This window comes from Paenibacillus solani (genome assembly GCF_001277345.1).
Classification (GTDB): Bacteria; Bacillota; Bacilli; order Paenibacillales; family Paenibacillaceae; genus Paenibacillus_AQ; species Paenibacillus_AQ solani.
The window spans coordinates 1941568-1963828 of sequence record NZ_LIUT01000001.1; the positions used below are offsets into that span (position 1 = coordinate 1941568).

Below are 22261 nucleotides of genomic sequence, written 5' to 3' on the forward strand. Positions count from 1 at the left end.
TAAACCAATGCTATCACACTCAACTTGCTTCGTCAATTTAATTCCATTATTACCGGAATATGCATAACTTAAAAATCCGTCAAACTGCATGAATGTGCCAGATCCACTTAAACTTAAATTTGCTCTATCCGTACACCATCTCCCCGAATAAATGGAACAGATTCAAGGGGATGGACAATCAACTCCAATCCCTTCTCCCTTGCTTTTAACGATACCTTTTGGACGGACTGCTGGACAACATACCTCAAGTCAATCCATTCCATGTATAAACTGGTCTTTCCTTCTTTTGTTGTTTTTTTATTCGCCTTATACGAACAGCAGCATGACTGCTGCTTTTTTCGGAATTACTTCATTAGTTTATTCATTGTTGTTAGTATCTCATCTAATACGTCCATATCGCCTTCCTGAATGCGATCAATCACGCAGCTCTTCATATGGTGCTCAAGTAGAAGCTTTCCCACACCATTTAAAGCTGCTTGAACCGAAGCGATCTGATTTAAAACATCATCACAATAGGTGTCCTTTTCGATTAAGCCCTTGATCCCTCGAATCTGACCTTCAATTCGGTTTAACCTGGAGATGATATTATTTTTTACTTTATCGGAATGATGGCTTTTTCGACCGGAATCAATGGAGCAGCACCCCGAACTATGTTTCAAAGCATCATTCATCAATTCCCAATTAACGCTCATTTTATACCCCCCTACCCTATGAGTCAAAAAGTTAGTTGCCAAATCCATTCTAAGTGAAGAACTTCAACCATTTATTACGGATCGGCTGAAGTTCTTCAATATTTCAATTTACATTGTTTTTGGTATGTCAGATTCTGCTTTCTTAGGTGAACGAATGAATACAAGAGCCAATACTGCACCTGTAAATGCAACTATTCCGGACCAGAAAAACGCTGCCTGAAAACCGCTATTCAGTGCTTCTATAGTATTACTTCCGATTTCAGATGCGGATGTTGTCGCTGCAATTGCCACCATAACGGCAAGGCTGATGGCTGAACCGATTTGATAGCTGGTATTGGCAAGGCCTGACGCAAGTCCAGCTTCCTCTGGCTTCGCTCCAGACATCGCTGCCATCATGGATGGAATATAAGCAAGGGACATCCCGAGTGCACCTAATAGTGATGCCGGCAGCACATTCATCAGGAAGTTACCATCGACTGGGGTATAATTAGAGAACAAAATCATGGATCCTCCAAGGGCTGTTAATCCGATAACAATGTTTGCTTTGACACCAAATGCAGCGATCAACTTTCCAGTGAGTACGATCATGAAGATGGCGATCAAAATCGTCATCGGAAGCAAAGCAACCCCGCCAGCAAAGGCAGAAAACTTAAGAACTTGCTGCATATAGAGGTTTAAGAAGTACCACAATGGAATCCACCCACCGGAGAGCATTATCAATGCAATATTTCCTGCAGCCAAGTTTGGTGTTTTAAGTATGCCCAGAGGAACAAGGGGCTGCTTCTTTACGACCTGAATGATGAGGAAGAGAATAAACAGAATTGCACCTAAGACCAATGTCCAAATTGTTTCCGGTGATCTCCACCCGTTGTGTTCCGCGGCCACAATGCCGTAAACAATCAAAACCAATGCTGCAGTTACAAAAACAGAGCCGATGAGATCAATGCTTCCTTTTCCTCGTGTTCCTTTCGCTATAAGGCCCGGAGATAGTACTAAAGCTAAAACTCCAACCGGAACATTAATAAGGAAGGTCCACTCCCAACTCAGCCACTCGGTTATAACCCCGCCCAGAAATACCCCGGCAGATCCCCCTGCAGCTGCTGATGCTCCCCAAAACCCCAATGCTTTACCTAACTCTTTGGGATTACCGCTAAATAACATCATAACAATGGTCAGAGCAGAAGGCGCAATTAGTGCTGATCCGAAGCCTTGCAGTGCACGGCCCAAATTCAGTGCCGTTTCGTTCCAGGCAAGGCCCGCAAGTAGGGATGCCAAAGTAAGGATAAGAAATCCCCACATGAATATCCGTCTCTGCCCGAAAAGGTCGGATAACCTTCCACCGAGTAATAATAAGCCACCAAAGAAAATGACGTACGCATTAAATACCCATTGCAAGCTCTCCTGAGAATATCCAAGTGCTTCTTGGATGGCTGGCAAAGCAACCCCAATAATTGACGTATCCATAATAACCATAAAATTTGCAAGACATAATAATGCAAGAGCCATCCATCTTCTGGGATCAGGTTGTGAAAGACCCTTAACTTGTATTGACATATTATTCAACCTCCAACAAGTGCTGATTACCGGCCTTCATACGGACACTCGTTTTAACTCGCGACGGCCGTCTGATTAACGAGTTACGACCCATCCATATTCCTCCGTTTGGATATATAGTATAGCCCCCTACCCTATATTGTCAAGCGGATTATTTTTTACTTTGGACTGTTACATCGTGCTTTTTCCTTTTGGTTGTAATCATTTGGCTTTCCTTTCTAAGTCTTAACATAACAAAGAGAACCCTAATTAGCTTATGGATCTCTTTGTAAGCTATGATTTTATATACTCTTATCCACACAAGCAGTCAGGCGTTTTTCGATATCGGATGCAGTGCCCCATCCAAGACATCGTGCTCTGACAACCCCGATCAATGCTGTAGGTTTCGGCATGCCAGTCTTGGTTATACGCCGAACTTCTCTGCTTTCAGAGATACTGGACAAGAACTTGTACCGATAAAACAAAAAAGCCGCTATTTTAGCGACTTTCAATGGGACCATAATCTTGTCCCCCGACTGCGGCCTCTAATTATGATTTTTTAATAGGAACCATCAGGTCCACTTGTAATTCCGACTGGAGCTGAGTTAGACGTTGGTATTGAATATTCCGTAACATCACCTTTTGTGGTTGTCTTCCTTCATGTATGATCTCTCTCCCTCCCTAGAGCAAGAGCTACAAGAAATCAATGTAGTAAAAAGACACTGATATTCTATTCATCAGTGTCTTTTATTTCACCAGCATCGTGTTTCATCGTTGAACTCAGACTAAATCACTTTAGCCCTATTCGCTGTATTGTAATTTAAAGCAACTCAATTAGCTTTTCTAGCTCATCAACCAATACTTTTGCATATTCAAAATTAGTATCTTTTAAAGCCAATTCTATTTTCATTTCAACTGCTTTTTTGTTTTGTTCCGCCTCTAAATAGTCTTTATCAAAGTGGCTAGCATAAATCATCTTTTTGAATTTTTTCATAGTCATTTTTCTCATCGTCTTATTGTCAATGATTAATACATAATCCATACCATTTACTACAGAATAGAAATCATGAGATATCATGAGAATTGCACCTTTATAGTCTTCAATGGCTTTTTCCAGTGCAATTTGTGTATATGTGTCTAAATGGCTTGTCGGTTCATCAAGAAGCAATACGTTTGCATGACTAGCAGAAACTTTAGCCAACTGAAGTATGTTTTTTTCTCCACCAGATAGTGATTCAATCTTTTGATTAACGATTTCGCCTTCAAAGCCATAGTTTGAAATATACGCTCTAACTTCATCATAAGTTTTAAACCCAGCATCGATGAATTCTTCTAGTATTGTATTAGAATCTTTTAGCACTTCACCTTGATTCTGAGATAAATAAGCCATTTTAACATCATCATTTATGTCAATGGATTCATGATTATTGTTAAAGATATCTCGGAGTAAAGTCGTTTTCCCTGTACCGTTTGGACCAATAATGGCTACTTTATCCGTAGATTTTATCTCAAAGCTAACATTCTCTAACAGCAGTTCATCAAAGGCAACACTATAATTATTGACTTTTACAACCATGCTGTCTTCAATTTCATTCTCAATACCGAAACGGATATTCGGTTGCTTAATATCAACAAATGGTGCCTTAATTCTACGCGCTTCCAATCTCTCTTGAAATCTAACTCTAGCTTTTAACGCTCTACCTCTAGATGCATCTGAATTAATAGTTGCTATAGCTCTAAGATTATCAATAATGTTATCGTATCTCTCAATTTCTTCAGCTTCAGCGACTGCGATTTCTTGCAACTCCATTTTTGTCTGAAGTAATGAGAAATTATACTCAATATATCGCCCATCAAACTCTTGGATCTCTGTGTTTTCAAGGTGAATAATTTTGTTGAAACAATGATTCAATAGATATCGATTGTGCGTAACAACTAACAGTATGCCTTTGTGAGTATTAATAAGTTTTTTAAGCGCATTTAGGTTCTCAAAATCTAAAAACACATCCGGTTCGTCCATGATCATTAAGTCTGGACTATGAAGCATTTCCTTCATTACTTGAATAAGTTTGAATTCCCCGCCGCTCAGGTCGGATACCCTAACATCTTTTAGCTTCAAGAGGTTTGCTAGATTTAGCTTCTTATTGATGTTACTCTCAAAATGATCTCCACCCATTGCATCAAATGCGTCTAAAGCGAATTGATACTTTTCGATTAACGGCTCAATATCGGATGATGTTTCCATTTCATTACAAATAGATGTTATTTCATTTTGTAGCTTAATAAATTCTTCTCCGATATATTCAAAAACAGTTGTTTCTTTAGTACTGTCTAGTTGGGAGAACTGACTTACATACCCAATTTTGCAGGTTGGATCTATCTCTAACTTGCCTTCGAACAAATATCTTTCTGGATCCATCAGTATATCGATCAGTGTACTTTTACCACTGCCACTTGTTCCAATAAAAGCGCAATGCTGTGCCTCTTCTAACGTAAATGAAATGTCTTTATATAGTTCTTTTTGTGGGAATGAGAAGGATAAGTTTTCAACTTTTATCATAGTAGTGCCTTTCTTTATAACTAAAATGGTGACTATTTATTAAATGTATTGTCGAACACAGACTTTTAGAGTAACACTCTTTACTACCAAGTACAATTCATTTTTACCCCTTACTCTCACTTCGATATTCTAATACTTACTTTAGAATGGTGGCTTGTTGCCCGTTTATCCAATCCCATGAAAATACATCAAACAAAATCATGACAATGCTCCACCCTACGCATATTATGGGACCAAGCTTTGTGCCCTGGCACAATGATATGATTTATGCCATGCTTCGAGACGATTTATGATACGCTTCCCCGCGATTAATCTTAAACTACCTGCCCGTTAGCTTAATGAATTAACGGACATAAATCGATTAGATGCATGCCTAATCGGTAATGGGAACATGTTTTTGTCCATTCAGGCAATCGGTACAAGTTCTTGTCCTTGGCTCGGGACAAAAACTTGTACCGATAAAACAAAAAAGCCGCTAAATAGCGACTTTCAACGGGAATATGTTCTTGTCCCCCGACATCTTATTATACAATTACCACCCATTGCCACTAACCCGTGAATAACGTTCCACCCCATGAAAAAACAGCCGAATCTCTATTAGAAACGGCTGTTTTTCTTCACTCAAGAATTATTTTTGGATATAGTCGACTGTCGTATACTATGGCATTCTATATCCAAATATTAATTGTGTCCATCCTATATGACGCGTTTTTGCATAATTCAATTTTCGATTCGAAATCATAGTTTGACTACGTCCCGAGTACACAATTAGGTTTATTGAACTTCTAGAGCTTTTTTAATTTTATCATTTAAATCTTTGTCTCTCGATATAGTAATGTATTCGTCCGATTTATTGAAATAATTTTCTGAGCCTAGGATTAATAGTTGGTCTACACCATTTTCTGAAACGACATATTTATATTCCCCACTATCAGTTGCTTCCTTTTCTACAATATCTATTTCCTCGCCGTTCTTATGTTCAAGATGTACAAGTTCGAATATTCCCATATCTGTTTTAATGTACATTGAGTAATTAGGATTTGTATTGAAGAATGCAGTGTACTTAGAGTTATGAATCTCTTGAATGTTGAGCCCCTCATTGTTTAAAAGATCGAGCATATCCTTAGCATGTTGATATTCGCTTGGTACAACTAATGGTTTTGATTCCTGTTGTGAACACCCGAGAGTCAGGGTGCTTAAAATGAACACGAAAATGATATAGATTTTTCTCAACAAAAAATCACCTCTTAATCATATACTATTAGATATGTTAAACATTTACAAGTTCTTAAGATCAATAACGAACACAATAAAAAGCGTAGAACATATTTGTTATATACATTATGTTCTACGCCATGAAATTAAGGATTATAAATAATTTAGGTCTTGAGAATTTTCTTACCGGTTTTTTCCTGTTTCGATATTCAGCAATACTGCCCGTTAGCTTAACGAAATTGCATGGAATCCCAAATACTTATCTAATCGGTAATCGGCTCATGTTCTTGTCCTTTACGGCAATCGGTACAAGTTCTTGTCTTTGGCTCAGGACAAGAACTTGTACCGATAAAACAAAAAAGCCGCTAAATTAGCGACTTTCAATGGGACTATGTTCTTGTCCCCCGACAGCATGGCTTGTGTCAATGTGCCACATTATATAGGTTTGTTTATGAGTTGTTCTCCTCGCTTGAAATACTAAGTTGTTTTTCTTATGAAATTTGTCCCACATTGGGTCTTCGTAGCAGCCAAGGATTCTTTTTTCTTTCCCTAAATGTAGAACAAGGAGCAAGATCTCTGTGGATCTTGTCCTTGTTTGGTGTTTTTGAATGTGTCTCGGGATTCGTGCCTTTCAACTTCATCCTGGATGATCACATGACCGACTGCCGCTGTGTACATTCAACTATCGTTCGCCGTTAGCTCAACAAATTGATTCTAGTAATACAAATAAGTAGCCGCCCTTCAATTAACTAGCATCTTGCTCTATCTACCGGTCGCTGTGTTCGGGGAAAACAACCTGCCCACGCCCTGCATATTTCGAAAAACACTCATTCGAACACTGACCGATGTGTTACTTTTCTTTACCTGTACCATAAAACTTGAAAAATATAAAAATTCCGATCAAGGCCACGACAACCCCTGACCAGAAAAACCAAACTTGAACCCCGAATCGGTCGGCAACCGGTCCCGCCAAAGCGAGCCCGATCGGGGAAGACAATAGTCCAATGCTCGTGACAAATGAGAGCACACGCCCCAATATTTCAGGCTCGTAGGACTTCTGAATCATCGCCATGTAAGGACCGTTGAACAAAGGCGCAGCCGCACCCATAAGGAAGGATAGGACGATGAAAGCAAGGAACGCATCGCTCCCTACTACCCCGCTCAGGACGCAGGCCAACCCAATCGCAACCAAGCTCAGGCTCATATAAGTGAAATCCTTCCACTTAGAAGCAAGAACCGACAACAGTGCGCCACCAAGGATCATGCCAATTCCGAATACTGCCTCAATCAGGCTGGCGCTATAACCCCCGCGGCCGAAGTGAGACAGCGTCATCAGGGGAAACAGCATCGCCAGAGGCATAAAAACAACGCTAAAGATCGCCATTGCGATTGTAATCGTGACAATGGACTTTTCAGAAAGGAACGCTTTCCAACCGAGAGTAAACTCCCTACGGAACGAAGACGTTGGTATGATCTCCGGCTTCGGTTGATGAATATTGACCAATAGAAGCATAAGATTAGCGATTAATGCACCAACCACATCCAAGAGCAATACCGTTCCTAGTGAAGTAGCCGAGTATACCGCTATTCCGAGCGCTGGTCCGAGTACGCTGGATGCGGAGAACACTAACTGATTCCAGCCAGCCACCCTGGTTAATTGTTCTTCCGGTGCGATCAGAGGGATCGCGGCTTGGAACGAAGGAGCATGGAAGGACGAGGCTATCGATCGAATAAATAGTATTGCATACACGACCCATAAACTTGGTTCGCCCCATAAGTAATAGGCGCCTAAAACCAAACTGGAAAACGCAATGACGCTGTCAGAAACGATCATTGTAAGCTTACGATTCCATCGGTCAAGCCAGACGCCAATGAATGGGCCTAAGAGCGCTTGCGGCAGGAACCCGGCAAGACCTGCAAACATCAGCACGGTAGCCGACCCCGTCGTCTCAGTCAAATACCAGATGATTGAAAACTGAACCATAGAAGATGTTAGAATCGAAAAAATTTGCCCGCTGAAGATTAATGCGAACGTCTTTTTCCATTGCATATACATGAAGTCTTGTACCCCCTAATTTCGTTCTTTCGGATCGCCTTACTTACACATTACTTCAATAGTACAAGCCGGCCATCACTCACCTCATATACCTGATCGGCGACACCCCCGAGCAGACGGGCATCGTGTGATATAAATATGATGGTGCCTAGGTAATTTCGCATTATGGTCTCAAGAGCCTCTACGGCGGGAATATCCAAAAAGTTACTCGGTTCGTCCATAAGCAGGATGTTGTGGCGTCCAAGCAACAATTTGGCTAACTGGAGCTTTATGATTTCGCCGCCGCTTAATACCGAGAGCTCTTTGCGAACATCCTGGTGTGTGAACCCCATGGATGCGAGTACCGCCCGAATGTCCGAAACCTGACATTCACAGTTTTCCTGCATGAATGTCATTACGTTCTGATTCCGATCGAACTTGTAACCGGTTTGGACAAAATAGCCGATTTCCGCTTTGGGCGATAACTTAATACCGCTCTCCCGATCGCGAATCATGTTGAACAAAGTGGTTTTTCCGGCCCCATTAGCGCCGGTTATTGCAATTTTGCCCCCGAGCGGGAACTGGAAGGACACATTGTCGAATATCACCTTGTCTCCGAACCGTTTACTGATTTCGTTTCCCACAACCGGAAATGGATTGTGCAATTCCAGCGCTTTGCTCTGCCGGAATTGAACGTTTCGTATGGCTTCAGGCGCAGTGACTTCGCCAAGCGCTTCGATTCGCCGTTCCATATTTTTGGCTGCGTTATGAAGCTTCTGCTGCTTGCTGCCTTGGGATTTCTGATGGCCGAGGCGTCCGCCACTATCCGTCCTGTTTTTTCTGTCTGCTCCTTTTGCCTTTTGATCAAGCTTTCTGGCCTGACTTTTCTTTTCCTCAAAGGCCTGTTCCAGCCGTTCACGTTCCACTACATATTGTTTATATTCGGCAGCCTGGCTTTTTCGTTCTTCTTCTTTTTGGGCCAAATAGTCGGTATAACCACCCCAATATTCGGTTATCTTCCCTTCTTTAAGCTCCCAGATCTTATCTATGACCTGGTCTAGGAAGTAACGGTCATGACTAATAATGAGCAACGCCCCCGAATAATGTTTAAGCCGGTTTAAGAGGAAGTCGATGCCTTCACGATCCATATGGGATGTCGGTTCGTCTGCAAAAATGCCATGCGCCTCTCCCGACAGTGCCTGCGCAATTTTTAACCGCGTCTCTTCCCCGCTGCTCATTGTCTCCACATGTACCTGACTGACGCCTAACTTGCCCGCTATAGCGTGATCCTGTACATCTTGGGTAACCGCCTCTTCCAATTGGGGAATATAGGTAAACGTCCCCTCCCTCGCAATCTTGCCATGCTGCAAAGGGATTTTGCCTAGCAACGCTTTGAGCAACGTACTTTTTCCAGCTCCGTTGGCGCCAACCAGACCGATTCGATCACACTCATACAACTCCAACTGCTCGATATCAAGCACGCCGCGCCCCAAAAATTCCACATAAATATCCTTCGCTTTTATCAATAACATACTTAATCCTCCTTCGAAAATCGCAGTTTCCGTTTTACCGTTCGCAGGCTGACCCGCGATTTACTTAGAGAGGATTAAATAAAGAAGTACAGATGTATGCCTCGCATCGTTACGACTCCTTTTATAATTGGATTCAAAGCAATAAAAAAACAGACCCAAGTCCGCATAGGGGCTTTGGTCTGCTTGAATTACACAATTGGACAGAGCGAAACAAGGCACAGTAAAAAAGGCCGTAGAGATCGCAATCGATGTCCTCATACGTAAAGATAAGCAACTCAAAAAAGCCCACATTGGTGGAAATAAGCTTTTTTATCGTGTGCTTACCAAATACGTGGAATCATAGATCGCAATCCTCCTCAATTTTTATAGACGAATCTTAACATCGACTACTACAATTGTCAATATTCGTATCCCGGCTCGATTTGATAGACTGTCAGGATCTTGTGACATTCATATCTGCTGGTACCATTCCGCTTCCACTTTCGTTTACATACAAGACAATTGGCCCCTCTACCTTTACACAGTTTCTCAGAAAGTATAAAAAGAACCATCTCCCCTCATAGGAAATGGTTCTTCTAAAACATTTATATATAAGAGATCTTAAAACTCTCCCTCTCCCCAGCCATGACCAAATGTCGTTATTCCAGGGCTTGGTTTTGGATGTATAACTACTTGTGGTCCTTCTATTTGTTGAAATATAAGATTCAGACTACATACTAGAAGAAAAGTAGCTATTCACTAAGTATTGATATTTGTTTTCTTCCTCTGAAGTAGACAATCTTCTATTTTGTTCGAAAATAGTTATGCACCTGATTATGTTTTTGTCGTTATTACACTTCACGGAGAATTCCAATCCTTGCAGTATAGTTTTTATGCCCATCTCTGGTTTGTTTCTCAGATAATAAATACCTAACTCGATCAATGTTCTTGCATGCCGTTCTAAAAGGATGGAGTCACTGAAATGTGGTAATTTTCTGTATGTAATATATTCCGAAAAGCGAGACAAAGCATAATCAATATTTGTCTGATAATGATTAGCGACACTAAGTATTGTAAGAATTGCTAACGGTATCTCCCTATCTTTATCTGCGATCCAGTTAATATATTCCGGTAGTACTTGTAATTCACCTGACTTCAAGCGATATAGAAGCCGGTTCACATGCGCCCACTCTTTGAATTGACTACTTATCCGCTTAGCCTCAGCGGTGTCTTCCTCAATCCAGTCTGTATCTTCATAGGAAGATACATATAATAGGGCCTTATTAAACTGTCCATATTCTTCAGCCACCGTCGCCCTCATTAGGTAGGAATAGAGAATATAGTAATAGGCTGGCCGGCTGCGCTTTTGACGCAAGTAGCTATTTTTCAACTCGAGTTCGTATTGAATTTTAGCGATTCTATATAAATCTTCCGCGAGCATATCAACTTTATTCCATCGACCTAACGGTCCAAAAACGTGAGCCAATTTCACAATTGCTCCAAGTCTATCATTCAGTTCTAGACGATCCACATAACCCTCGAATACAGTTGCAGCTCTATAATTGGAATCCAAGTCCTCACTCAGTGAAATATGGAATAAGCGATACTGGCAAAGCGCTAATCGCTCAGAATGTTGGAATTTCTCACTCGCGCTAATTCCTTCGTATATGACTTTAGCTGCGGGATATTTTTTGTCGTTAAAGAAGTCTTCTGCCACGTCAAACAACATGGGAACGTAGTTAAGTTCATCCAGGATATTATTGACGATCTTCATGATGCAGTCGATCCTATCCAAGTCAGCACAACGATATAAAAAGGGCTTGATTCTACGCCATGTCACTTTAAATTGAAATAAACATACATCAACATATGCATTAAAGAAGTAGTCCTCAGGCAACCCCATAGTTGCTGTAATTTTGTCCAATTCTCTCATGGACATCGGTCTTGTATCATTCATTATACGGCTCAGTGAACCTGAATTAATCCCAGAAATCGTTGCAAAATTTGAAAGTGATATATTCGTATCTCTAAGATAATTCTCCAATGCGGATCTTACTTCGGAAATATGATCATTCATTTGTTTCACCTCAAAAATTACATTCTGGATAAAAGAATTAAGCACCGGTTAAATAATTATAATATATATTTACAATCCGAGATATATTAGCCTTTAATACTCCAAGTCTCAAAGTTTCTTATACTTCTGACTGGATGGTAACTGTTGTTTCTGTTGTGTATTTATTCTGAATCGACTACCTGGACAATTATTATCAGATATTCCGACCAAGGGCTGTCCAGATGACATATTAAACTTTCAACGTATTGCATATATTTTACAATTCAACTTCATAGATTTTTAAAATAGACAAAGAGACTGCACACCTGCAGTCCCCTCAACCAGCAGTTTTACACCAGACGGTTTCACATTAATTAGTATATTCAATAAAATGGTTTTTATACTTAATTAGAATCTGCTTTCTTTGCTTAGATGATCTTTGCTAGTAAGCTCTATTAGCTAAAGATTAGCTCTAGTATTAACAGATTCAGTTTAATCGTACTAAAGTTATACGGGGCTTATTACGTTGTGAAAACTTCATGCCTTAATTAGGTTTAATGAAAACGCTATCACCATAAGAGCTTACGCACAATGAAAATTAAAAGCAAAAGCTATTATCTTCATACTACTCTCATTTGTCCGTTAGATTATTTTTTTGTTTTCAGCATAGTGTTTTTGATACTGATTCAATAGCTCATCAAGTTCCGAAGACTTCGCCAATACGTTTGGATCGGTTATCCCATATTTTTCGACCAACTCATACAAATGAAAACGGAATGTTTCGATTTGCTCTCTTAAATCATCTAATAGCATAATGGCCTCAATTTAAACATCTTATCCCCAGATACAACCAGATACATATCAAATACCGAAGGATAGTCTTGTTTGATGACGTATGATTAGAATTTTTCTGTAACAGTAACAGCAAACACTTTTGTTCATCACCTCTAAATTGAAATGAGGAATAGATATTCTTAATTAGCCAACACTAATTCAAGTTCTCATTTATAAACCAAGCAAATTAATGGAGGTATATGGAAAATTATACAGAACTATTCGGAAAACAACAATCCCTATTCGAATTTAGGCACTATAAGACCTCCAAATGCTCATGTTACATGACTACACTTAATTATGAGGTGTAGAAATGGTAAACTTCCAAGAACTTATAGGGGCAAAAATTCGATTGTATCGATTATCAAAAAATTGGACTCAAGATCGATTAGCTGAGGCTATTGGCTCAACGGGATCCTATATTGGGCGATTAGAACGTGGTGAAAAGAATGTGCGAATTCAAACACTTATCAGCATTGCGGAAGCTCTTGAAGTTAGCATATTTGCATTGTTAGAAAATGACCAAGAGGAATACCTATACCAAAAACCGTGGGTTTGGAATAGTGTGACATTGATTCTTCAGCAAGATGAAAAAACACAAAAGATGATATATAAAGTATTAAGTGCAATGCTAACTGAAGATAAATAAATCAAGTCAATTTCCAAAAAGTAAGATGGTATATCCTAGAGATTCTTTACCACCGCCCTCCAGTAGCTTTTGGAAAAGGACCTGGTCATTACTTGATGCCCTTCAGGAGATTACTCAGTAAGCTTTTTACGAATCTATTGAAATGGCATTAAACAACTTTATCCGTCCCCCGACACCGACAGCTCATTTTTCATCAAATAATAAGTTCTAAAACCTCCCCGGATTGTTCAATGAAACAAAAACAACCCCCATTCATTTCATTTGATTGGGGGTTGTTTTGAATACGGTGTTGTCTGATGGATACGTCATCTATGAAACACTAACATTTCTTTTACGTGATTTTTTAAATACCGAGTATTCCTTATTGGACTTAATAAAACTTAATATCTTTTCGGCACATTCTGTTGGATTCATCTCTTCCGTATTTACTTCGAGGTCATATTCATCAAAGCAATATAATTTGCTAAACTGTGAAGCTGCTAGGGCCTGTATGCAAACTGTGACCCTATAATTTGGGTAATTAATAAGTATGATGAGACGATATGAAATACGTGACNGCAAGCTCATTCAAGGCTTTTTTAACGCTGGCATCAATTATGGTCTGGCTCGCTTAGGTTTGCATACACGCCCTAGTCCAATCTGTCTATCTCCTCTTGCTTGCTCTCTTCTTATGAGTTCTTCTTTCGAGCATATTACACCTATAAATAACGTAGGCTGATCGAAAAATTGATCAAGAAACTCATTAAACCTTTTGTCATTGTCGATTACGGTATCTACTATTACATTAAAACCTAGTTCTGATAACAATTTAATTGTCGAATGATACACTGAAAATATGGAATCATCAAGTATTTGTGAGACAACTTGATGATCTATTTCTCTTGTAGGTTCATCTGGAAATTTATTATTAATAAAATCATTGTAATTATTAAAAAAATCATCAATTGATAAATGATAAAAAGGAATCTCTTTCTGATTTATCAGTTCAGTCGATATGGAGGTCTTTCCAGAACTTGAAGTTCCATTTAGATAAACTAATATCCCTTGCTTCAATTTAATCATCCTTCAAAAATAATCATTGTGTATCTTTCAGATAACGTTATATTCACAAAATTTATAAAATTATTCCACTGAGAAAACATTCGAGAAACGATTCAAATATCCTGCCAGTTAGTTCAACGAGCTGTCGATGGTATCCATATCGGGAATGTAACAATGTTCTAGTCATCTGTCGGGAATGTTATCAAGTTCTTGTCATCGTGATTTGACAAGAACTTGATAACATAAATATAAAAAGCCGCTTAATCAGCGACTTCTAATGTTACTATGTTTTTGTCACCAGACAGTTCCCTACGAAAATGACGGCAACTTTATGTTTAAATGAGCATCTATTCACCATTCTCTCTATTAGTTAGTCCATATTATGGTATTGGGCCGATCTTATCACGATATGAAAAAATCGACCAACCGAATCTACACATTACAGTAACGCTGCTCACTAAGCTAAAGTTATTTATCTTTTTCAAATATGCTGAACAAATCTCGGGCCTCATGAAGTGCTCTTATGTTCTTTTGAAACTCCAAAGCCTCTTCATACGTCTTAAAGTATCTCATCGATCGAAAGCTTTTCTGATCGAACTCATTTTCAACTATACATTCCAACTTACCTTGCTCTTTTTTTCTAGGAATTATATCTGAAATACGCAAATTATATACGCCCATCACTGCAAACAATTCCAGATCTACACCGATTAAATTGATATTCTCAGGCTGCAAAAATGTAAAACCAGCGGCTTGACTAATTAACCGATCTTTATCAAAATTCTCAGGGGGAGCAAATGTAATCGAAGTATACTTAATATTTTCTCTGAATGGCTCTTCCTTAACAAAGGATGAGTACAGTTTCATTAACCAGATGTCTTCCTCATCACTTAGTGGCAAATCTAATGGGAATTGTACCCCCAACTTTTTCTCAACACTACTCATCTTGTTCCAGAACGTTAATAGATCATTCAATGTCTCTCTCTCTACGTTGCTAGTTGGAGCTGGAGGTAATTTCATTCCAGCAACTTGTCCGTCCCCTTGAATAAATGCCTGATATACGAATAAAACACTTAATAGTTCATCGATTGAATGAACTATTTGCAGATTGAAATTAAAGGAAAACCGAAGCGTTTCTGTATCCTCAAGTACTTTCATAGATACCTGCAGACCGTCATTGTCTATATTCTTTATCAACGTTTTATTAAGATCAGCAAGCGGCTGCCTTTGCATGGTTAATGTTCTACTGTGTCCATTTCCAGAAAACTCAAGTTCATAAGGTGACGGGAATGCTCTTGGTTGTAGAAAGAATTCAGTATTCTTACTTGCAATTAAGGGAGCTAATGCCGCTTCATCTAAAGCTATATCGATCCCGTTTATTTTCACTGGCACATTTTTATCAATCTTAAGTTCAGTTTGAGTTCTATAGAGAATTTCAAAGAGTTGCTCCGGTTTGTAAATTCTTAGACTTTCAGGGATTTTGATATTGGCAGACATCTTGATCTCCCTACCCTCGCTAGGAACTGCAATAACGAGGTCTTTAGCTACTCGCTTATATATTAGACCATCAGGCAACCTTTTATTGAGAGATTCAACAATTTCTTTTGGGATGATATGACCATCCGATTTTTTAAATGATTCTTTAAAGTTGGAAAACATAGTTCACCAATCACCAATCCTTCTCTAATTGAGTAAATACCATAATTTTAGAGATTAGAATATATTTTGTGGCATGATCAGTTTGTAATTCATCCATGATGAAATGAATTAGATTATCTCGATCTTCAACTGTATCCACGATGAGATATTCAATCTTCTCATACTCAAATTTTAACCACAGTTCTTCCTTTTGCTCAATGCCGTCTGAGTACGCGTTACATACCACATTATTCAAATTATTCACCAAAACCGATTGTGGAATTATTAAACTCAAATCTGTATCTACATCACTAAATTTTGGGACGAATCTCCATTCCCTCTCATCATGAAAATTCTTAGAAATGTGTTCAAAAGAAGCCTCTCTTTGCTTGGCCATTTCTCCGTTTAAGGGTTTAATAAAAAGCAGTTGTGTTGCTAGTTGATTATGAAGGATTTCATCCCCAATACCATCACGCATTTGTTCCATAGCATGTTTGAATGCTATTTTGAAGTCAGACAGTAGAGCCGATGAACTATTCATATAACTGATCGGCTGAACACCTTCTTGTATGCCCCACATCTTGCTCATACCAATTCCGTATCGCCCGTACCCATCAGAGCTATTGGAGCCTCCCATATGGTACGTTAATTTGTTTAGATGAATATCACAGAAGCAAACCATAGGAAATGCCACTTTATCCATCTCGGACAAATCCAAGTAAGCGATATTTTCTTCATAAAATCTCGGAATCATTGCTTTATTGCTTAATTTACTTTTCAGGTATTCAAGTTTAGGCATGAAATTGAAAAGGACATTCGCACTTTGTGTGTAAGTGTAATTAGCCTGAGTCACCTGTGGAGCTGAGTCCAATAAAATATCACTATACTGTTCAATGGCCATAAGAGTCTCCTATAGATTTTCGTGTTATATTGCTAACTGAAAGAATCATTTACAATAAAATTATACCTTATGGATTACGAGGACGCATTAATACAAGAAGTCTTTTTATCTCTTGGAGAAAGTTTATCCCCCTGGCATTCAATTGAAGATTCTCAGGTATCGTTGAGATACCATCTCATCCAGGTCTTAGTCTGTGCCTTATTTCTTAAAGTAAGCTACTCCACGCAAAAACACCTCCAAGTCGTCCAACATATCTTACGACATGGCAGTTTTCTCTTGAAGATGTTTTGATTTGTCTCATGTATTGGGGTCAGTCCCGTCCGTCCCCCTTGTTTGCGAATTCTTTAGCTGTTTTTTGTGTGTAAATAACCATTGCTAAATAATGGTTTATAGCATTGCCTTCATAAGTAGCTGCTACCTCGCTGCTGAACTGCATAGATCGATCTTTTTCGCGAGATTTATGCAGTTCGTAAAGTGCATCGGTAATCGGATCAAGTTCTTGTCTATTACGGCAATCGGTACAAGTTCTTGTCCTTGACTCGGGACAAGAACTTGTACCGATAAAACAAAAAAGCCGCTATTTTAGTAACTTTCTATGGAACATGTTCTTGTCCCTCGACAGCTTCCCCACCCTTGTTGGCCCATCCTCTATCCAGATATGTAGAAAAAGAAATATGATCATAGCTGATAAAACTCTCAATTTCTTCTAATGATGCCGTCTTATCATACGTTTATCACCCGAATATATTGCCGCAAATCTGTAAGGGATATCTATAAATATATCTCTGCACTCAAGAACACTTCATGACTAGTAGTTTGATCGCCATGTTGATCCATAATCAGAATCCAAGTTTTCAGAAGTGTCATACCCTGCTCCTTTTGATGTTTAAATGAATTTGATCAATAAATATATAGGCTCAAGTTCTTGTCCCTCATTATAGCCACAATCTAACCAGTTGAAGTGGATGCCGGATTAACAACAAAGAAGCAAATCAATTAAATGACTCGCTTCTTTGTGTGCGAATATCCAATTTATCGCAATATAATGTTTACTCTATGACCTCATCATACAATTTACTCTTTTATTCAGATTATGTTTCTCTGCTTTGATACAACCCTTAAAGTTTTTTCGCATAATACATCCACAGTGCAAAAAATACGATCAAAACAAATAATAAGCAAACTAGTAAGGTGTAGAATATCAAGGGATTAAAGAAACCGGCGATCACGGAGGCAATGCCGAGTCCTATGAGAATGATGGCTATGCTGAGAATACTGGCACTATGGAGTATCATTATACTCCGCTCGTCATTCTCCTCAATATACTGCTTCTTCAGCTCGGCTTCATTTTTGCTGGCTTTTATATACTTGACGAGGAAAGAAACGACGGCCACTTCAATCCCGATAAAAGCACCTGTGTGAAATCCCTTTATAAAACTGGGTAAATCCGGTAGTCCACCTCTGTAAAATACAAGTCCTACATAGATCAATAGCGTAGCAGTAGCTACCAGTGACAGTACGTTTTTGCGAGTTTTTACTTTAATCTTGTACTTGTCCATTTACATTTCCTCCACTTCGCTGAAATCAAAAACATCTTCAATGGCGAGTCCAAAATAACTGGCAATTTTGTAAGCAAGAATAAGGGAAGCCGTATACTTTCCCCTTTCAAGGGAGGTGATGGTTTGCCGGGTAACACCAACAATTTTTCCTAGATCTTCCTGTGACAGCTTATGCTGCTTTCGCAGTTCTGCAATTCTTGTCTTCAAGTTATCACACCCTTGCAATGTTTACTTTTCTTTTTTAGCATAGTTAACTTTGCATTTAGTGTCAAGCAAACTTTGCATTTTATGTGGTTTTGTAATTTCACCGAAGGAAACCCCGGAATTTTGTCCATTTTGATTGCCTTGTAGCTTGCTGCCAGGGTATTCTTTTGAAACAAAAAAGAACGACTACCTATTGGAAGCCGTATAAACCGTGCCAAAACAGTTATTCTATTTTTAACTCACCCTTAATTCTGTACTTCACCTTATTAGAAGGCTCCTCTTCCCTCTTCGCCATATGTATCTCTGGTTCTTTTTGCACGTGCAAGTGAGGTAAGGCCCGACAACTTGAGGATCTTCGTCAAGTTCATTCTTCACTGGAAATGAGAATTGTTTTTGCTCTCCTGTTCTTATGTTTATAGCGTAAAGTGATGTGAACATAGTTGGTGGACGTCCTTCTTCCCACTCCTTGTTCTCTTTCGCATGAGCCACAATTACCAAATCTTTAGAGTACCATTCCAGATCAAGGTCTACAAATCCTTTAGGTATGTGTTCTTCTTGTTATTTAAATGTTGGTATTTCGGTAACCGTCGTTGTCTTGTTTTCAACGAAAAATCTTCCTTCTCCTGAAATATAAGCCAATTAATTGGCAGAAGGAGCCCACTTAAACCAGTCTTTAAACCCTAACATTTTCCCCACTGCTTGAAAGTGTCTTCCTTGTGAAGATAAAACACTTAACGTATTACTATCCATGGACCAAGAATTTGTAGGAAGAACTAAAAAGCTAACCCACTTCCCATCAGAACTCCACTTAAAATAATCGGCATCAATCCCAAACAAGTCAGGTACTTTAGTTTGAATCGTATAAAATGGCTTTATTTTATCTTTAGCAAGATTTGCATCTACTGGAATTCTATAAAGTGGAATTGGACTCCATCCTGTAGGAAGTAAGTTGGATTGTGAGGAAACAATAAATTCTTTCCCGTTCGGAAACCATTCAAAACCACTAACTCCTAATGAGACATTTTCAAATCCTTGCGGCCGGCCATTCTTTATTTTTGTCACTTTTAATAGACCATGATCCGTGAGAGTCGAATTGGTTCAAAGATACTCCTTCTGTTCCATTCAAGAGAGAACAGAAACTGCGTCCTGGCAAATCCGTATCCGGCTTATAAGCAGTTACCTGCATAATCCAGCAATGTCGGCATTACATTATATTGACTTCCCTTGGGTATCTCTCCGCGCCTAGTTGGTAGCGGACATACTTGCCTGTTATCAGTAATCTCAAAAAATCGTTTTTGAGATGCATAACACAAGAAAAATGTCACCCTTCAGCTTACTGAAAGGTGACATTTTATTTCGAGAGCCAAATATTCCATAAACTCGCCCGATTGTTGAAGCGTGAATTCGATTACTACACAATACTCATGATTTGTTCTATCGATTTGAAAATACGATTCAAATTTTCCTCTGAATAGAATCTAACTGAACCATGAATGGCTCCCGGCAGAATTCCACACACGACTCTTTCTTCATTGCAAATTTCATTGGCTTCCAAAGCAAAATTGATGGACTGCTGCATTGGAAGAATTTCGTCTCCACTACCGTGCTGAAGTAAGATTGGCGGGCTAGTTGGGTTAATATGACTAATCGGATTAGCTTGCTTTAATGTTCTTGCACTTTTCGGTAATGAAGATCCAAGAAAAATCGAACCGTTACCATCTTCTCTATTGTGGTATGGAAAGCTATCTGCTTCAGAAGGTGGAAAAGCTTCCACGTGAAGTTCTGAGGTATCCTCATCCATTTTTATGAATCTTTTAATGAGACTATTTATTTTCAATTCATACTCTAATGTCGTGAAATCAGTAACCGGGTAAAGAGCTACGGCTCCTTTTATGTTTGACGTAACACCGATATTCGGGTCTTCTTCATTATCGAAATAAGGGTTGTTACGGTTTAGAGCCCCCATTAAGGAAAAGTATCCTCCCGCGCTGCGGCCAAATGTTATGAGTCTGAAAGGGTCCAAATTATATTTAGCAGCATTAGCCTGGATAAATCGAATAGCTTGTTTAATATCCATTACAGGAAATGGGAAAATCGATTCATCATTCATCCTATAGTTGGACTTACAACTGCATAGCCACGCTTAATACCTTCCAAAATAAACTCGTTGGCATCACTTGATCTTTTATCTAGAGCAGTAAATCCTCCACCATCTATCATAAATAATATAGGTAATGGACTTTGGCAGTTATCAGGCAACCAAATATCTAGTTTTTTGTGCTTTTAACTCTCCATATGAAACGTCAAAATAGCCTTTATTACCCGAAACATCTAATATTTTTTTAGTGGTTCCCCACATTCTTTTTGTCATTTGAAGTCCTCCTGCGATTATCTTTTCTAAAGATTGAGGAGCATTGTGCCATATGACAAGCTAGGGAACACAATAGACATATGGACCATTTCTCTACTACAGTGCACAAACGATTAAAGATGCGATAATTCCCCTTACCTTAAACAACTCGGGCTATCCCGCTGCATGGAGAACAAAGTTAACAAGAAAGAGAGCTGCAGTGCAATATAACGGAAGTGAAATTTCTTTTGCTTTTCCTAGCGAAATTTTCAGAATAACATAGGCTATAAATCCAAATGCCATTCCATCCACAATGCTGTAGGTCAAAGGGATTAAAGCAATAATGAGAAATGCGGGAAACGCTTCGGTAAATTGATCGAATTGAATGCGTTGTACCCCGGAGATCATCAAGCCTCCGACAATAATCAATATCGGAGCAATCGCACTATCCGGAATCAGCTTAATGATAGGAATGAAGAACATTGACACGAGAAATAAAACACCTGTCGTAATTGCTGTGAGACCAGTGCGCCCACCCGTCGATATACCCGCAGCGCTTTCCACTGTTGAAACCGTAGGACTCGTTCCGAAAATGCCGGCAGTGATAACCGAGATCGCATTGGCCTGCAAGGAGCGTGTGAATTTTTGCGGCTTCCCCACCATACTCAGATGGCCGTGTATCATACCAATATTTTCGAACACAATGACAAGAGCCAGTGTAAAGGCCGCAATCCAAAACGTCGCCGAGGCCATGTTGCCTAACGAAAAGGCCCCAAAAACGTCTAAGTAGGCATGAAGCGACACATCACCGTACGATACTTCACTTAGGTTCACTTGGCCGAAGCCGATGGCAAGCAAGGTGCCAATGGCAATGGTGATCAGAAAGTTACCCGGGACATTGCGGATGAACAACACCAGTGCAATGGCTAACGTCACCAAAGTAAGCATCGTAGAAGGGTCGGAGAAATGACCCAAGGCAACGAATGTTTGTTTATTGGCAATGACTATGCCGCCTTTTTGTAAGCCAATAAACGTAAGAAATAAGCCGATGCCTACCGTTGTCGCTTCCTTTAGCGAGTCGGGAATGGACTGTGAAATCGTTCTGGTGAGTGGTGTAAATGCAACAAGAGCAAACAGCACACCTGACACGACGACCGCACCCAACGCTTCCTGCCATGTAAGCCCCATCGTCTGAACAATGGTATACGTGAACAAGGCATTGATCCCCATCCCTGGCACGAGAATGATTGGAGTATCTGCCCACCAACCCATCAACAAACACCCGACGAATGAGGTTAAGGCGGTAGCGATAATCCCTGCTTCAAGTGGGATGCCTGCATCCTGTAAAATGGACGCATTCACGGCGATAATATATACGATCGTGAAAAAGGAAATGACGCCTGCCAGCAGCTCTTTCTGAACTGGGCGTTCAAGATCTGCGGTTTCCTTTAACCGACCGGATCGTTTACTCATTCATGTTGTA

General features: G+C 39.5%; 15 protein-coding genes and 5 pseudogenes. 1 reads left to right on the top strand and 19 read right to left on the bottom strand.

The window, feature by feature from the left end; translation table 11 throughout:
- Nucleotides 1–344 precede the first annotated feature (344 nt).
- The 10 genes and pseudogenes from AM231_RS08750 to AM231_RS28045 all read right to left on the bottom strand — a co-directional run bounded on the left by AM231_RS08750 (nucleotide 345) and on the right by AM231_RS28045 (nucleotide 12415).
- Entirely contained in the window at nucleotides 345–671 is a 327-nt protein-coding gene (locus AM231_RS08750) for a metal-sensitive transcriptional regulator (protein WP_054403581.1), read from the bottom strand.
- 129 nt (nucleotides 672–800) lie between these two features.
- Nucleotides 801–2246, bottom strand: a complete 1446-nt coding sequence (locus tag AM231_RS08755) for an MFS transporter (protein ID WP_054402280.1) — start codon at nucleotides 2244–2246, stop codon at nucleotides 801–803.
- A gap of 281 nt (nucleotides 2247–2527) precedes the next feature.
- Nucleotides 2528–2746: a hypothetical protein gene (locus AM231_RS29480; RefSeq protein ID WP_054402281.1), complete on the bottom strand. Its 219-nt coding sequence runs from the start codon at nucleotides 2744–2746 to the stop codon at nucleotides 2528–2530.
- 44 nt (nucleotides 2747–2790) lie between these two features.
- Nucleotides 2791–2880, bottom strand: a pseudogene (locus AM231_RS30415) (Virginiamycin B lyase); the annotation flags it as partial.
- A gap of 165 nt (nucleotides 2881–3045) precedes the next feature.
- On the bottom strand, nucleotides 3046–4785 hold the full coding sequence (locus tag AM231_RS08765; protein ID WP_054402282.1) for an ABC-F family ATP-binding cassette domain-containing protein: 1740 nt from the start codon (nucleotides 4783–4785) through the stop codon (nucleotides 3046–3048).
- A gap of 774 nt (nucleotides 4786–5559) precedes the next feature.
- Nucleotides 5560–5994, bottom strand: a complete 435-nt coding sequence (locus AM231_RS08770; protein ID WP_207383552.1) for a hypothetical protein — start codon at nucleotides 5992–5994, stop codon at nucleotides 5560–5562.
- Nucleotides 5995–6850: 856 nt separating this feature from the next.
- Nucleotides 6851–8056: an MFS transporter gene (locus AM231_RS08775; RefSeq protein WP_054402284.1), complete on the bottom strand. Its 1206-nt coding sequence runs from the start codon at nucleotides 8054–8056 to the stop codon at nucleotides 6851–6853.
- Nucleotides 8057–8106: 50 nt separating this feature from the next.
- Entirely contained in the window at nucleotides 8107–9567 is a 1461-nt protein-coding gene (locus AM231_RS08780) for an Msr family ABC-F type ribosomal protection protein (RefSeq protein ID WP_054402285.1), read from the bottom strand.
- Nucleotides 9568–10276: 709 nt separating this feature from the next.
- Nucleotides 10277–11623, bottom strand: a complete 1347-nt coding sequence (locus AM231_RS08785; protein WP_054402286.1) for a helix-turn-helix domain-containing protein — start codon at nucleotides 11621–11623, stop codon at nucleotides 10277–10279.
- Nucleotides 11624–12244: 621 nt separating this feature from the next.
- Complete coding sequence (locus AM231_RS28045) at nucleotides 12245–12415, bottom strand: aspartyl-phosphate phosphatase Spo0E family protein (RefSeq protein WP_082341571.1); 171 nt, start codon at nucleotides 12413–12415, stop codon at nucleotides 12245–12247.
- A gap of 334 nt (nucleotides 12416–12749) precedes the next feature.
- Between AM231_RS28045 and AM231_RS08790 the strand changes: the two genes are divergently transcribed.
- Nucleotides 12750–13085 carry a helix-turn-helix domain-containing protein gene (locus AM231_RS08790; RefSeq protein WP_054402287.1) on the top strand — a complete coding sequence of 112 codons (336 nt, stop codon included), beginning with the start codon at nucleotides 12750–12752 and terminating at the stop codon, nucleotides 13083–13085.
- Nucleotides 13086–13394: 309 nt separating this feature from the next.
- Here the strand turns inward: AM231_RS08790 and AM231_RS29870 are convergent.
- The 9 genes and pseudogenes from AM231_RS29870 to AM231_RS08825 all read right to left on the bottom strand — a co-directional run.
- A pseudogene (locus tag AM231_RS29870) lies at nucleotides 13395–13568 on the bottom strand (chloramphenicol phosphotransferase CPT family protein); the annotation flags it as partial.
- 150 nt (nucleotides 13569–13718) lie between these two features.
- Nucleotides 13719–14138: pseudogene (locus AM231_RS28050) on the bottom strand (phosphotransferase-like protein); the annotation flags it as partial.
- 456 nt (nucleotides 14139–14594) lie between these two features.
- Nucleotides 14595–15785, bottom strand: a complete 1191-nt coding sequence (locus AM231_RS08800; protein WP_054402288.1) for an abortive infection system toxin AbiGii family protein — start codon at nucleotides 15783–15785, stop codon at nucleotides 14595–14597.
- A gap of 10 nt (nucleotides 15786–15795) precedes the next feature.
- Complete coding sequence (locus tag AM231_RS08805; protein ID WP_054402289.1) at nucleotides 15796–16665, bottom strand: abortive infection system antitoxin AbiGi family protein; 870 nt, start codon at nucleotides 16663–16665, stop codon at nucleotides 15796–15798.
- 1118 nt (nucleotides 16666–17783) lie between these two features.
- Nucleotides 17784–18224 carry a hypothetical protein gene (locus tag AM231_RS08810; RefSeq protein ID WP_054402290.1) on the bottom strand — a complete coding sequence of 147 codons (441 nt, stop codon included), beginning with the start codon at nucleotides 18222–18224 and terminating at the stop codon, nucleotides 17784–17786.
- Nucleotides 18225–18431: a helix-turn-helix transcriptional regulator gene (locus tag AM231_RS08815; RefSeq protein ID WP_054402291.1), complete on the bottom strand. Its 207-nt coding sequence runs from the start codon at nucleotides 18429–18431 to the stop codon at nucleotides 18225–18227. It abuts the gene before it with no gap.
- A 282-nt stretch (nucleotides 18432–18713) separates the two neighbouring features.
- Nucleotides 18714–19511 (bottom strand): annotated as a pseudogene (locus AM231_RS28055) (translocation protein TolB); the annotation flags it as partial.
- 328 nt (nucleotides 19512–19839) lie between these two features.
- Nucleotides 19840–20648, bottom strand: a pseudogene (locus tag AM231_RS08820) (alpha/beta hydrolase fold domain-containing protein).
- Between the two features lie 304 nt (nucleotides 20649–20952).
- A complete protein-coding gene (locus tag AM231_RS08825; protein WP_054402293.1) occupies nucleotides 20953–22251 on the bottom strand; it encodes an NCS2 family permease in 1299 nt (432 codons plus the stop codon).
- Between the last annotated feature and the right edge of the window lie 10 nt (nucleotides 22252–22261).